Below are 15,962 nucleotides of genomic sequence, written 5' to 3'. Positions count from 1 at the left end.
AAGCCGTATATTACCATGCCTCCAGCTTATCAGCAATCTCAGGCATCTTATCCTTGCTGAATACAGGATTCTTTCCTTCCTTTTTCTGCTGACGATAATCTTGCAGCAGGAAGACGGCTTGGCGGGAAAGCAGAACAATAGCCACCAGATTACAGAGCGTGAGAAGAGCCATCGTGATATCGGCAAAGCTCCATGCGAAATCCAGCGATACCACAGCTCCTACCATCACCATCGCTGCCACAGCAAGGCGATAGATAAATACGCCCAACTTGGAATCCCTGATATATCTCACATTGGTCTCGCCATAATAATAGTTGCCGATGATGCTACTAAAGGCAAAGAGCCAGATCATCACAGCCACAAATGGATTGCCGATACTTCCGATTTCGTGGGTCAAGGCATCCTGCGTCAGCTGGATACCATTGGATGCGGTAACATCTACCCCACTCACAAGGATGATGAAGGCGGTGCAGGAACATACCACCAAGGTATCTGTAAAAACACCCAAAGCCTGAATCAAACCTTGCTTCACCGGATGGCTTACCGTAGCCACAGCTGCTGCATTAGGTGCACTACCCTCACCAGCCTCGTTACTGAACAAACCTCGCTTGATGCCCTGTATCACCGTAACACCCAGCACTCCGCCGGCAGCCTGATTGAATCCGAAGGCATTCTCCACAATGGCAAGCAACACTTTAGGCAGACTGGCAATATTCCAAACCACTACTCCTACAGCTATCAGAAGATAGACGACAGCCATCACAGGAACCACGGTAGAAGAGAACTTAGCCACTCGCTGAATACCACCGAAGATGATGAGAAGGGTAAGCGCAGTAAGCACAATTCCCATGGTAGCTGGTTCGATACCGAATGCTTTCTGCCAAGCCAGACAGATGGTATTGCTCTGAACAGAATTATAGGCAAAGCCAAAGGTGATGATCATCAGGACGGCAAAGAGAATACCCATCCATCCCTTTCCCAATCCATACTTCATATAATAGGCAGGTCCACCAAAGAAGGATGTCTTGCCCTTACGCTTATAAAGTTGGGCAAGAGTTGATTCGATGAAAGCCGATGCTGAACCCAGTAAAGCCAGCACCCACATCCAGAACACGGCTCCCGGTCCACCGATGCTGATTGCAGTAGCTACGCCTGCAAGATTACCCGTACCGATACGGCTGGCCAATGCCACCACGAAAGCCTGGAAGGAAGAGATATGTTTCATCTCGCCATCCACCTTTACCTCCATCGACAGCTCATCATGGCCTATCTCCTCCGGTTGAATCTTGTCGGGATTCAACAGCAGCCTGACCATCTCCTTGATGAGTCGAAACTGTACAAACCTAGTACGCCAAGTGAAAAACAGGGCACAGCATATCAACACGGTGATGATGATATACGACCAGAGAAAATCGCTAACCTGAACTAAAAAGTTTTGTAATGTATCTACCATTTGTCTATTAAAAACTGAATATTATTTCTTTTCGGTTGCAAAATTACGCAATTTCTTTCAAAAATCAGCAATTTATTCAAAGAAAACAGAATTTAAAGGATACTATGTCGTCCGCAGGTGGTTCAAGAACGGGCTGAAGGCCCAAAAGCTCTTAGCCCAGGGCAACACCCTGGGTACACTAGCAATCTGCAATGCAAGGGCAAAAGCTTTACAAAGAGTTCTACCTATAATATATTCCCCAACTCTGACACTCGGAACAGGATTCTAGCGACCCTGCATTTCACGGGATCGCTAGAACTAAAATACTGAATATCAATTTCGTAATAAGCTAGTCTCACTTACGAAATTCCGTCTTTTATTCCTCTTTATATGCCTCATACTCCTCACGAGAGATTGGAGTCTTTGGGTCAACAATCAACACTTCATCATAGGTCAAGCCATAGAGGTGATAGACAAGGAAGTCGATTTGATTCTCCAAGACGGAAGTGTCAGTCGAAAGATTACTCTTCTTTTTTGTTAAGACTTTCTTTGAAACCTTACCTAAACTACTAATCTGTTCATCTGAGGCTATTGGCAAAGGAAAACCTTTAATATCTTGAACCAAAATTTTTGGAAAGGCTCCTTTAGTAGCCTTTGGAGAATGATGGAAATGGTAATAAGTTGCTAACTTACTATTCAATATTCCCCACAGAAATTCTAACGAATAACGCTCGTCTCGAACAATTACAGATATCAATTGTGGATCATTGACAAACAACTCATCCAACAAACAAGCTATTATTTGTGGATTAGTTATTTCACGTACCAACAATCTAGATGAATTAAAAAATTTCAAATCTACATAGCAGGCTAAATGCTTTCCATATTTGACATATTCGCCAGTTGAATGATAACTATACTTAGTAATATCACGACCATAAATCTCTTGAATATATGTATTATCCAAAGGCTGCTGAGAATGCCATAGTCGTTCTTTTACAATTCGTTCTCCTTCTTCTTTTCCATATATCTTAATCAAATCTGATTTTCGATATGGAATATATCCTTGAGATACATCATAATGATTGCAAATACTATCAATTGATGAAGATATTTGATTGATAACTTTTATGTCATTCGCACCTAAGTAAAACGCTAACCCCCAATTCTGATTCATAGCCAACAGACTCTCAACAGTCATAAATACTCTTTCACGCTCCAATAAATCAGAAAACGAAGTTACATTTGCGGTATTACGATAACCAACTTGCTTACTGCCCTCAGAGTCTTTTTGAAAAAGATTAATTGCATTTCTAACTACTGCAGACTCAAAAATAGGAAACTTTGTACAGTCAAGAATCTCCAACACATTCCATTTTTCAACAAGCATCTCACGAAAATGTTTTGCGAAAGTATTGAATAGGAATGTATTAGGAATAATGTATGACATAATTCCCTTTTCTTTCAGCAATGGCGCCGCCAAAACTATGAAATAATAATATATTTCATAATCTGGTACATTTCCCCAACTTGCAACGACAGCCTTACGATAATCATCTTTTATTGATACTCCATACGGCGGATTACCAATCACAATATCAAATCCGCCCTTCTCGAATACATCCGCAAAATATGTATGCCAAAGGAAGAACTGGTCATTTGGAATCTCCAGCTCATCTACAGCATCCTGCACCTCATGGTTTCCCTCGGCACAAACCTTGATGTAATCCTTCACATACTTATCTATCTGCTGGCGACGCTGAGCACGCAAGGTATGGTCGGTGATACTAAAATATGATTTTACCAAATCCTGAATGGTCTTCTGAACATCAGTTTCCTCAAAACCCAACGAGAGAACGCCACGAGTCTTCTTAGTATCCTTACCAGTCTTCAGCTTCTTGGAAGTAACATCCAAGTCCACCCCTTTATAACTCTCCAGCAACGAGTTGCCCTGCATAATCTTAAAGTCGAGATTAGGCAAAGGCATTGGCTCCTTTTCATCGATGATAAGAGCAAGCCAGAAACGGAGACGGGCGATATCTACGGCTCCCTTCTCTATATCAACACCATAAATGTTGTTCTGAATGATGTGGCGCTTGATGTCGGCAGCATTATCCTCCTCGAAGATTTCGATAGACTTGCGGCATGCATAGAGTTCACGGAGTAAACCCATAGGGAAAGCACCCGAACCGATGGCAGGGTCGCAAATCTTCACGTCTATCAACTTCTGGTCGATAGACATGGCAAGTTCTGAAGAAGCTCCACCCAGCTCCTCCACATCATTGGTTTTCACAAAGTTAGCAATATGTTCCTTTACCTCTGCATCCTCGATACCTGTTTGCAGATACGCCGTCAGCGACTCCTGACACATGTAACGAACAATTTCCTTTGGCGTATAAAAGGCACCCTTGTCCTTGTTATCCTCCAAAAGATTCTCGAAAATCTTGCCAAGCATTTCAGGGTCTACACCCACCTCGGCATCGTTCGGATCGTTCTCATCAATCGTAAAGTTATAACTATCAAAGAAATCAAAAAGCGACTGGAACATTCCGGCAGGGAAAACTGATTCTACTTCATCTATCTTCTCCTGCTGGAAGAGTCCACCATTAAGATAAGGAATTTCACCGGCATTCGGAATATACTTCACCCCTACTCCATTAACCAAAGGCGCACTACTCCGGTCCTCAGGCTTGGTATTGAGCAAGCCAAAGAACATAGGTTCAAGCACCTTGTCCAGGAAATTTTCCTTTGCCTCATCAGAAGCATCATAGAACAAATCGTGCATGTAATGCAGATTGCCAGCAAGCCATCCCTTACTCTGCAGGAAATAAAGGAACACGATACGACCCATCATCTTCTTGATATAATCGCGCACCAGTTTATCATCCTCCTTAAAGGATGTAAAGTATTGGGCATCTGGCTCTCCTGTTTTCTGCTCCACCCATTTGTTTCCCTTCTTTACGTATTCCTTACCCGTAAGGAATTTCACGAACTCGGCATACTGTTTACGGTATTCATCAAAGAAATCATCAGAAAGAGCCTCAACAGAGAAGGCTTTCTTGATTTCAAGAAACTCATTGGCTTTTGTCCGTAAGCTTTCAAAACGAAGTATAGGAGTCTTATAAAAAGCCTTCTCATCACCAAACACATAGGTGAATCGCTTGGTGCTGGTAGCATCTTCCTTCAAGTCGCAAATCAAAGACAGGCGCCAGTTGGTTCCATCATTAAATACCGCCAAGGCAGCATCAAAGCCATAGCCCAAATAAGGACGAATCAGGTTACAAAGCCCCACCTTGCGGCGCAGCACCGAACCATCCTCCATTTCATAATAGAAGAATCCTAACTCATAATTATCTTGCGTTGTCATGCTGCCCAGGAAATATCCCTTGCGGTCTTCGGCATCCTCGTCCAAAACCTCAGGACTCACACGCACCTTGTCTGCATGAAAGTAATCCTGCAACAACATCTGCCACTTCGAAAGATTGAACTTCGACTGAAAGAGTCGCTTGAATGTTTCTTTATTATATGTAGCCATAACTATCTTTGTTTTTTCTGTTTTTACACCTTATTATATATAGAGAGACTTAGATGAATGACTCTGATACCACAATCTGCGGTTCCAAGATTTCCTCGTTTCTTTCCTCGTCGGTATCCAGCGGAATATTGTAGCGTTCAAAGAGTTCATCTATCTTGTCTATGATTTGCGCTACGAGGTCTTCGCTGGATGGTTTCTGCTTCTTTACCTGGCGATTGAAACTGTTGATGCTTGAATTGAGACCGATGAAGACGCCCAGTTCCACTATCTGCTCCAGCTTCTTGATTTGCGCCACAGTCTTCTCCGCATCCACAGCATTCAAGGCTCGGTTCATCGTACGGAGAATGCTCAGCACGGCATTGGTCGATTTATCTTTCTTCCTGTTCTCCATGCTTTCGGCATCCACCACCTTTCTCACCACCTTCTGGTAGGATTCCAATGCCAGTTTCACCTGCTCGTAATGGAAATCCATCACCTTCGCAAAGTCACCCGGCTTCTCCTCCATTTCAGCTTTCATGATGTCCATCGCATCCAAGAATGGGATAGACAAAGCCTTGCCGTCAGCCTTAACCCAATAATACTCCACCTTCTGAGGCGAAGAAAGATAGACGATGGTGGAATGAGGATGTTTTCCGATTTCCCTTACCGTTCGGCTCTTCATCGGCAAAGCCTTGATATGATTGTAGAGCTTGCGATGGGTGCGATAAAGCTCACGGGCTTCTTCCAGGAACTTCAGGTTTCTATCCACAGCATCCTGAATATCAGGATTAAACATCTGGAACTCTTTCACAATTTCCTCTCTAGAGTAAATCTGCGCATCCTCGCCAAAGGCTGAATGGAAGCCCTGCAACTTGATGAGGGCGTTGCTATAGAGATGAATCTCCTGGTTGCCCTGCATCGACGGATAGAACATGTAGTTGTATATCTTGTCTGCCACCGAACCGATACGGTTTACACGACCAATGCGCTGCATCAGTCGGGTAGCATTCCATGGCGAATCGTAGTTGATGATGACGTTGGCACGATGCAGATTGACACCTTCGGCAAGCACATCAGAGGTAATCACGATGTTGAATTCATCCGATTGCTCGGCATAGTTGGCATCAAAGCACTTGCGGAGAAGTTCCTGTCGGTTGGTACGATTGCTGGCACAGACATCCAGAATATCATGGCGATGCAGTCGATTCTGCAACTGCTCCGTCAGATAATTCACGGTATCTACGCTCTCCGAGAAGATAACCAGTTTGCCTGTAGGATTTATCTCTTTATCAAAGAATTCATGCTCCAGTTTATCGATAAACAGTTCCAGCTTAGGGGCTTCGCTTACCTCATCCCATTGTTTGCACAAATCCTTCAAATTCTCAGCATCTTCTTTCAGCATCTCCAGGAACCGTTCGCTGAAATCCTCACCTTTAAAGACCGTATCTTCCTCTTTCAAGCCTTTTTCTACGGCATATTCTATGATGCGATCCAACTCCCAGCCCTTGGCTTGCTTATCCTTCACGTTGATATCGGGAGCGATAATCACCTTGTTCTGGTCAAACATCTTAATCATATCCTCGGTAATGCGGAGGAAAGTGTGGAGCGAACGGCGGAAGGCATAGAAACTGCTCTCCAATCGCTTGACCATGTGAACACGATAGATGCCTGTCAGCATGGTGGAAATATGGAGGGCAGTAGGATACTTCTTGCGCGCCTCGCCCTGCAAGAACTCCACGGCACGATAGCGGGCATAGTGCAAACCTTTTCCTGTAGGATTATCTTCGGGATGAGGCGTATCGGTAAGAATCGCCATCGTACTATAGAAGAGATCATTCAAACCACCATTTAATTCATACATCAATTCGTTAGGAGGCAGAATATCCGGGAATACGATGTGCTGGTCATCCAAGTCTTTCTTGTAGGCAGGCACATTCTTGATATTGTTTCGGGTTCGTCTAACCGTCACCTTATCAATCACTTGCGTTCTTATCTTTTCGTAGAGGTCATCGGTACGCTTGGCAAATTCTGCATTTCTTTCGTTATGCTTGTCTAACTTACGCTCACGCATCAGCTTATCATATTCTTCTATCCATAGAGAGAAGGTTACGGGCAGATTCTGGATGCCTTCGATGGTAGAATAGCGGGCATTCTGGAAGAGAAGCAAAAGATTCAGAAGATCGGTTGGACGATTATTGAGCGGAGTAGCCGAAAGCAGCATCACCTTCTTGTGATGGCCTTTTACCAAACCTTCGTTCATGCGAGGAGTCTTGCAGATTAACTGCAAATCATCGTATCTGCCAGCGGTGGCTCCACGGAAGTTATGCGCCTCATCAACAATCACCAGGTCATACTCTCCCTTTTCACGGAAGTTGCCTTCGCCCTCTATGATTTTATTCAGACTGCCATTGCTCACAAACTGGGCGTAGCGCTTGATGCCGAAAAGCTTGAAGGTATCAGTCCAGTTCTTTTCCAAGGCTGGCGGATAAACCACCAGGATATTGGTGTATCTTCCATTTGCTTCAACAAATCGCTTGGCAATCATCGTGGCAACAATGGTCTTACCCAAACCCACCACATCGGCAAGGAAGAAGCCATTGTGCTGCATCAGCATCTGATAACCCTGAATCACGGCATCGTGCTGATAGCGGATATCCTTCACACCCTCAGGCATTTCCATCGTAAAGTCATCCTCCACCTGCGAACCGAAAGTGTCTATCAGCACCTTCATATAGAGTTCGTATGGTGTAGTCAACTGGGCAAGATGAGTCTTCGCCTTCATCTGCTCGAGATCTTTCAGATTCAGAGGAACGGCCTGCTCCCAAAGCTGCTCAAATTCCTGCTTGCAATATTCCACATCATCATAATCCTTCATCGCCACGTTCAACTCATACCGGTTGCTGGGCACGGTTCCCATTCCGGAATCGGATAGATTGGAGGAACCCATAATAACCCAGCCATCAGAGTTTGGGTTATGATTTTCGGGGAGAAGAAGATAGAATTTGGCATGGAGGTTCTTACTGCGATGGATACGCATCTCCAGTTTTTTGTCGATGATGTCCTGGCAAAACTGGAGGATACCTCTCTCCGTCTGCTCATCATAGCCTGCATTCTTCACTTCTTCAACGAAATCGTGAGAATAGGCATCGATGACGGCTTGTTCATCAATCTGTCCGAAAAAGAGTTTGGATTGCTTACGGAATATGTTGTCGATATTGATACCTACCAATATCTGTATCTTTTTGACGTGTTCAAATTCCTCACGAAGTTTGAAATAGCCCGAGCTTCGGAAATATCCTACTACGGCCTGAAAGGCATGAAAATCAAGCATATTATGGGCTATTCCCTTGAACTTCTCGAACAGGGAATTATCAGGAGTATTATTAAAAAACTTAGTGCTCATCTGTCTGTATTTCCTTAGGCTATTGGCACTTCCGCCATTCCCCCAAGCAGAAACATTCTTGTTAGTTTGTATGGTTGCTACCAAAACAGAAATGGCGTAGGGAATCTATCACTCGCATTACCCTTGCCTATTGAGGTCCTAGGAAAACCTTTGATATTAAGGGTAAGAAGCAACAGAAACCTACGCCAAACTTGCATATAGATGATAGCATAGGATGCACTCTTCCCATAGAATGGAAAGGGCACACCTATGCCTGTGTATATACACGTAAGCGAAGGCGCCTACCGCTGTCTTCATCTGAATATCAATTTGAAATTTCCTAGGTTTCAATAGACCAGAAGAAAACGTAGTACACGTCTTTCTTAATTATGATAGGCCAAGCCATGGATTTTTACCTAGCCAGCGACTCATCGCCAGCCATCCACAGCAAGACAACTGCAAAAGTAATAAAAAGAATTGGGATTTGCAAGAAAATCGGAAAGTTTCTTGCAAATCCCAATAAAATAATATAAAAACTCATTTAAATTTATTCTTTTCTCTTCACCCAAACCTTGTGGCTACCGCTGCCCATAGAACCTATCGGTGAAGTTCGGTCGGCGGTGATTTCCTTCAGTTCCAGGGAGGCGGCGGTGCGGCTCAGGTTGTTGATGTAGGCATAATCAGAGAGGGTGATGAGACCATTGGCTTCTATCATCTCTAGGGCACGGGCGATGCGCTCATCTCTGGAATAGAGCTGCTTGCGAATCACCTTTACGCCACCCATATCACGTTCCAGACCGCGATCGGTTTCCTGCTTCACACTCTTGAGAAATTCAGGAGATGCCTTGAAGTTGATGTCCTTCACTCCCACCTTGCGATACGTCATCTTATCCTCTTCACTCTGCATTTCCGTAGGCTTATCGTCCTCGAAACCGAGGGAGAGGGAGAAGGTACCGATACCTTCCAGATTCACATTGTAGCCCATGGAGAGCATTTCTACCAGCATATCAGCCACATCTAGCAATACTGCCTCCGTGGTACTTTCCGAAATACCACGATGGTAGCCCTGCATTCTCTTGATGAATTCTTTTCTGGATAGTGTCCGATTGGTCACTATCTTGGGATAAACTCTACGCTTGCCTTCATTACGCATGTCAGTTAACTCTTGCAACTTGTACTTTGCCATACCGATTCCTTTCTTATTAAGTTTGTTATCACTCCATATTGAGACAGCCATTACAGTCAAGAGTAATGATGATTGCTCCTCATCATAATAGTTCTCAAACCTAGAGATAAAAGTATTTATCCCTAGATGAAAGTTCCGTTCAACGACGTTGAACCGATATTCAGCGACGTTGAATGCAGGTTCAGCGACGTTGAACGCACATTTAACGTCGCTGAACGAAACTTTCTACTAGGCAAAGATACAACTTTATCCTATATTAAACAAGACTTTTCCTAAGATTAACACAAAATTAATACTGGAAGGAGGGAGAAAGGAGATAAGAGAAGGAAGAAAGAAGATAAAAGGAGGAGAGAAAAGAAATAAGGAGAGAAAAGAAATAAAAGGTATAAGGAAATGAGATAAGGGGCATAAATGAAGAAAAGATGTTTATTATTTGGTGGTTTCACCATTTATTCGTATCTTTGCCAACAAAGAGAATATCACTTAAAAGAAAGGCGAGCAATTATGGCAAGAAAACTATATCCGATAGGATTACAAACTTTCGAACGAATCCGAGTAGAGGATAAGTTCTACATTGACAAGACGGAATATGTATATCGTATGGCACATACTGATGGTACTTATTTCTTCCTGAGCCGTCCACGCCGTTTCGGAAAGTCGCTGTTGCTAACTACCATGCAGAGCTATTTTGAAGGAAAGAAGGATCTTTTCAAAGGACTCGCCATCGAAAAGCTAGAAAAGGATTGGATAAGCTATCCGGTGCTGCATTTCGATATGAGCATGGGCAAACACATGGAGATAGCCCAGCTGGAAAGATATTTCGACCAGCAACTTGCAGAACAAGAGCAGAAATGGGGCATTACGAATCCGGCTGTTGATGCCAACGTCCGCCTCATCTCACTTATCCAGACTGCCTATAGGGAAACGGGCAAGCAAGTGGTAATACTGATTGACGAATATGATGCCCCTTTGCTTGATGTGGTGCACGAGGATGAAAAATTGGAAGAACTTCGCAACGCCATGCGCAATTTCTACAGTCCGCTAAAAGGATGCGAGAAATTGCTCCGCTTCGTATTCCTAACAGGCATCACAAAATTCTCTCAGCTCAGCATCTTCAGCGAATTGAACAACATCACCAATATCAGTATGGACGAGCCGTATGCCGGCATTTGCGGAATTACGGAAGATGAACTGGTGAACGGAATGCGGGATGACATAGAGGCACTTGCAGAAAAATTAAACCTGTCGTATGAGCAGACGTTAGCTAAGTTAAAGGATAATTATGACGGCTATCATTTCACATGGCCTTCTCCTGACGTTTATAATCCGTTCAGCTTATTAACCTGCTTTGCCAAGCAGAAGATTGATTCCTACTGGTTTGGTTCCGGCACTCCTACTTATCTGATTAATATGATGCGCAATTTCAACTTTCTGCCAGCGAACCTGGGCGAGAGTATGGAAGCCGGAAAGGATGACTTTGATGCTGCCACGGAAACCATGACCACCATCATGCCGCTGCTCTATCAGAGTGGTTACATCACCATCAAGGATTACGATGAAGAAACGGAACTCTATACCCTAGCCATTCCTAACAAGGAAATAAGAGTTGGATTGTACAGAAGTTTGTTGCCTAATTATCTGACCTCAAAGACGGCGATGTGCAATACCACCATCGCCAAGATGTCGGTGCTTATTAAACATGGAAAGATAGATGAAGCCTTACAGTTATTGAAATCGTTTTGGGAGACGGTGCCTTATTGCGACAACACCCATTACGAAGGTCATTACCAGCAAACGATGTATATCATCTTTGCCTTGCTCACGAATTTCAGGATTATAGTGGAGCAACATACGTCAAAGGGTAGAATTGATATAACCATGGAGACAGATGATACTATCTATGTGATGGAGCTGAAGTTTGGAAAGACTGCCCAGGAGGCTCTTGAGCAGATAGAAAGCAAGCATTATGTCAATACCTTTGCCATGAGCGGCAAGGAAATTATCAAGGTAGGTATGAGCTTCAATATCAAAGAAGACAACACCATCGTGTTCGATTGGAAATCACAACAAATTTAGATGATAAAAATGATAAAAACGAAAAGCGTGCAGGCGACAATGATGTTGCCTGCACGCTTTTTCCTTTTATATTCATCTTATTTATCCTACAGCCACGCTCCGAATCTTGCGCTTGGCAATGGGGCGGCGAAGTAATAGTTCTGGTCGTTATTCTTATCCAGGAAATTCACCTGCTTCATGCCGAAGAATGGCAGACCTTGTGGGAAGAGGCGGGCAAAATCGGTTACACCTCCTGAGAGTGCAGGACTGCCTGCCTGATAATCGAAATTCCAACTCTTGTCGAATGCCAATGGAGCACCCTGGGCTACATCATCTATCTCGCAATTGATGTTCATCTTCTCGCTCTGAGTGAAGTTCTTGAAGAGAGGATTGAGCTGACCTGCCACGCTGCTCTTGATATCGGTATCAAACCAGATGCCGAGTTCTGCATCCTTCGCCATCTGCGCTACGCCAGTCTCTGTAGATGCAAAGTAGTAATTTGGTGTAAGACGACTGTGATCCATATCTGCACCATCCTTCTTTGGCTGCTTCAATCCGAAACGGGAATCGTAGATGAGGTTGTTCACGAAGATTGGCTTCGCTGCCTTCTCTACCCAGACAGAACCACCCTTCTTGTTTTTGGAACGGCGCCAGCCGCAGTTGACGATGGTGTTGTTATAGACGGTCATCTCAGAGAGAGGAATCACCTCGCTATTGCCGGCATTAGAAAGCTTGAAGGCGTTGGTACAGGCGTTGTAGATGATGTTGTTGGCAACATCAATCTTGCAACCTGCCTTTACGTTGATGGCCTCGCCACCATCGGCTGCATTTCCGCTATCGGCAAAGATATTATTGATAATCACGCCGTTACCACCGGTAAAGTAAGTCTGGTCGTTGTAGTTGTCATGGAAGAAACTGTTTGCCATCACAAACTTGCCGTTTACATTACAGAAGTGGAAGGCTGGCACGCCACCATCGATGGTGGTCTTGAAAAGCTTGTTCTGGAAAGAAGCTGAACTCTCGGTAGGAGTAGCACCGGCATAGGCCACATCCACGTGGTTGAGCACCACCTCCTCAGAATTATATCCGCAGATGATGCCGCCCCAATCGGCAGGCTTCCTGGTATCCGAAGTAAAGACTACCGGTTTTTCGGCGGTTCCCAGGCAATAGAGATTGCCCAATACCACGATTTCTACCGGCACCTGAACCTCTGACTTGCAGGTAACGGTTACACCCGGCTCAATGTAGAGCGATGCTCCTACTGGAATCTCAACGCTCTCGCTCAGGGTAGTATCCTTGCTCCAAACCACAGAACCTGCTGGATATTCTGCCACCTTCGTTGTAATGACATCCTTAGAACCCTGGTTCTGGTTGCCATCACTTCCATTACCGCCATTATTCACGTAATCGTATGGATTGATATTATCGTTCTCGCAAGATGTGGAGAACATTGCAGCTGCTGCCATCAACAGCAAGCTATATTTTACTTTGAACTTTAACATTTGAACTTTGAACTTTATGATTAGTAATCAAGGCGTTAGCCTTAATTTAATATTTAACATTATAATTTGTATCTTACTCCCAGCAGGAAGGTTCTGCCATACTGATAAGTTCCCACGATGGTCTTATCGCTCTTCTGGCCCTCATACTCCAGGTTGCTCTTGTTCACAGTCTTCAAGTATCTCTCGCGCTTGGCATCGAGCAGATTGTTTGCCTTGAAGAAGATGGAGATGCCGTTTTTGAATTGCTTCTCGGCACTCAGGTCGAGACCGAACATCGCCTTGTCCCACTGGTCGGCATCCTTGAAGGGAGAAACCAGGGCAAGCTTGGTGCCCGTGAAGGAAGAGGCAAGCTGCGCATTCCAGCCATTCTCCGTATCCTTATATAATAAGGAGATGTTAGCGGTATGAGGAGCCTGGTTAACCAGCGGACGGGTCTGGGTTACGCCCGTCTTATACTCGGCACTACCCTCCTGGTACTCACGCTTCGAGGTGGTGATTTCAGAATGGGTGTAAGTATAATTCGCCTTCACTCCGAAGTGGCGGATGTACTTGATGAGGTCGATTTCGAATCCCATGTTCTTGGCATTACCCAGGTTATCCGGCATGTAGTAAGCATCAGTTCCGGATCCTATCTTGCCATCCGATGTTACGAACACCTGCTCTATAGGGTCTTTCAGATACTTATAGAATACGCCGGCAAGAATCTGTTCGGTCTTGCTTGGGAACCACTCCCAGCGCAGGTCGATGTTGTCGATGCGGGCACGCTTCAGGTTTGGATTACCTTTTTCCTGATACTCCTCGCCCTGAATCTGATAAGGCACTATCTCGTAGAACCCCGGACGGTTAATGGAGCGATAGTAAGAGAGACGCACGTTCATCTTCCTGGTTGGCGTCCACTTGATGGATGCCGATGGCAGATAATCCCAGTAGCTCTGCTCGCCCACCTGTCCCATGTTGCGGAAGTGCTGGAGCATGGTGTAAATCTGGTTGGTGTGCTCGGCACGGAAACCGGCATTCAGTTCGCCCACCTCGCTCTTCAGGGTTACCATGGCGTAGGCTCCGCCGATGTGCTCCTTGGAATCGTAGTTGAGCTGGGAAGCCTGAGAATAAGGAGTCTTGCAAACCCAATCGATGTTGGCATACTGGTCTATTCCATTGCCATCCAATCGCTGCGAGATGTCGGCAGGATTGAAGATGTAAGAATAATATCTATTGCTGCGTTCCTTTCTGCGATACTGCGCACCCGTCTTCCAGAGAGCCTCCACAGAGTTGGCGAAATGGGTATCGTAAGAGAGGTTGATGTAACCCGCCCAATCGGTATCCTTGTTGTGCTGGAATCGGCGCTCAGCACTCTTAGGCAGGGTCTTGGTGATGTTCTTTTCACCTTCCCAGATGGAACCCGAAACGGCATCTCCGCCATTCTCGGCAGTTCTGCTGATGGAGTTGGTCAGGGTAACGTAAGTTCTATCCGGATCTTCCTCCTTAGCCTGCGAGAACACGCCCGACCAATCTACGGTAAAATCCTTGGTAAGATGATGCGTACCCTTCAGATTGGTGGCGAAGATGCTCTGGGTGGTTGAGAGAGAGCGCACCTCATCATCCTGGGTGTAGCTGTCGGCTCCGATGTATTCGGTGTTGACGCTATTGTTGTATCTGGTGCCCTTGGAATTGGTGCGCACATACATGTTGTACCATTCCAGCTTGTGGCGAGGCAGGGTTAAGTCGAACTTGGCATGAGCACCCGCAGTAAGGTCGTGGATGCTATAGTAGCGATGCTGCAGATTGGAAATGTACATGGCCTGCTCGCCCGAAGCCATCTTTACGGAATTGTAGGTGCGCTCGGTACCACGGAAAACATTCTGCACGCTTCCGGCAAGCATCACGCCCAGGCGGTCGTTCCAGAAGCGGTTGCCGATGCTCAGACCTCCTATGAAGTTAGGAGCAGGAAGAGAATGGCTCTTCAACTGAACAGGACCGTTCCTGAAATCGCTCATCTGCGCCTTGTAGTCTTTTCCGAAAGCCTCGTAAGGAGATTTCTTTGTATAATCAGAGCGGTTGCTGGTAAGATAATCTCTGCCATCCTTCCAGAAATAATCACTTGCTCCGATGGCAGCATTCGCCTGAATCTGGAAGCGGGATGGGGCATCCTTCATCACCATATCCACCACGCCGCCGGCTGCATCGCCTTCCATATCAGCAGTAAGAGACTTGGAAACCACGAGGCGGTCCATCAGATCTGAAGGGAAGATATTCAATGGGATGTAACGGTTTTTATCATCCGGACTAGGAATCTTCACGCCGTTTACCAGGGTGTAGTTGTAGCGCTTGTCCATGCCTCGGAGGATGGCGTAGGAAGCCTCGCCCGATGCATCACGCTCCATGGTGACACCCGATACTCGCTGCAGAACGCTCGCTACGTTGACATCAGGCGAAAGCTGGATGCTCTGCTGGCTCATCACGTTGAGCACGTTGCCGGCATTCTTCACGGTTTCTATGGCGCTGCGGTCGCTGCGGTATTCACGATGACCGGTAACCACCACTTCGCCCAACTGCTTCAGGTCTTCATCCATCGCGATGGTCAACTGTCCATCCTTTCCCTCTTTTCCATCCTTGGAGAAGTCTTTAGCCACATCCACTACCATCTCCCTGGTCTTGTAAGACATGTAGGAAACGATGATGGTAAACTTGCCTTTATCTGGCAATTCATGCAGGGTGAAAGTACCATCAAGTCCGGTGGTGGTACTCACGTTGGGCAGCTCCTTTACTCGGATTACGGTTCCGATGAGGGGGTCGCCCGTTTTGTTATCCTTGACTACACCATCCAGCGTGTGGGCCTGGATGGCGGTAGTTGCAGCGGCAAGAAGCGCCGCACTCAGTAAAAATATTTTCAT

General features: G+C 45.5%; 7 protein-coding genes. 1 reads left to right on the top strand and 6 read right to left on the bottom strand.

Annotation, left to right across the window (positions count from 1 at the left end; genetic code table 11):
• Positions 1 to 10: 10 nt before the first annotated feature.
• From DXD25_RS01660 to DXD25_RS01645, 4 genes are all read right to left on the bottom strand, one after another.
• Positions 11 to 1,453, bottom strand: a complete 1,443-nt coding sequence (locus tag DXD25_RS01660; RefSeq protein WP_117661492.1) for a sodium:alanine symporter family protein — start codon at positions 1,451 to 1,453, stop codon at positions 11 to 13.
• 355 nt (positions 1,454 to 1,808) lie between these two features.
• Positions 1,809 to 4,967 (bottom strand): TaqI-like C-terminal specificity domain-containing protein, encoded by a 3,159-nt coding sequence (locus tag DXD25_RS01655; protein ID WP_117661491.1) that lies wholly within the window; start codon positions 4,965 to 4,967, stop codon positions 1,809 to 1,811.
• 49 nt (positions 4,968 to 5,016) lie between these two features.
• Positions 5,017 to 8,349, bottom strand: a complete 3,333-nt coding sequence (locus DXD25_RS01650; protein WP_117661490.1) for a helicase-related protein — start codon at positions 8,347 to 8,349, stop codon at positions 5,017 to 5,019.
• Positions 8,350 to 8,875: 526 nt separating this feature from the next.
• Positions 8,876 to 9,514: a hypothetical protein gene (locus DXD25_RS01645; protein ID WP_117661489.1), complete on the bottom strand. Its 639-nt coding sequence runs from the start codon at positions 9,512 to 9,514 to the stop codon at positions 8,876 to 8,878.
• A 504-nt stretch (positions 9,515 to 10,018) separates the two neighbouring features.
• Here DXD25_RS01645 and DXD25_RS01640 point away from each other — a divergent pair.
• A complete protein-coding gene (locus tag DXD25_RS01640; protein WP_117661488.1) occupies positions 10,019 to 11,590 on the top strand; it encodes an ATP-binding protein in 1,572 nt (523 codons plus the stop codon).
• Between the two features lie 86 nt (positions 11,591 to 11,676).
• Here DXD25_RS01640 and DXD25_RS01635 read toward each other — a convergent pair whose 3' ends face one another.
• Positions 11,677 to 13,071: a right-handed parallel beta-helix repeat-containing protein gene (locus DXD25_RS01635; protein ID WP_117661487.1), complete on the bottom strand. Its 1,395-nt coding sequence runs from the start codon at positions 13,069 to 13,071 to the stop codon at positions 11,677 to 11,679.
• A gap of 59 nt (positions 13,072 to 13,130) precedes the next feature.
• A complete protein-coding gene (locus DXD25_RS01630) occupies positions 13,131 to 15,962 on the bottom strand; it encodes a TonB-dependent receptor (RefSeq protein WP_117661486.1) in 2,832 nt (943 codons plus the stop codon).

This window comes from Prevotella sp. TF12-30, from assembly GCF_003436715.1.
Lineage (GTDB): Bacteria > Bacteroidota > Bacteroidia > Bacteroidales > Bacteroidaceae > Prevotella > Prevotella copri_A.
The sequence above is the reverse complement of the archived record's forward strand: the minus strand, read 5'-3'. Positions and strand labels throughout refer to the sequence as shown.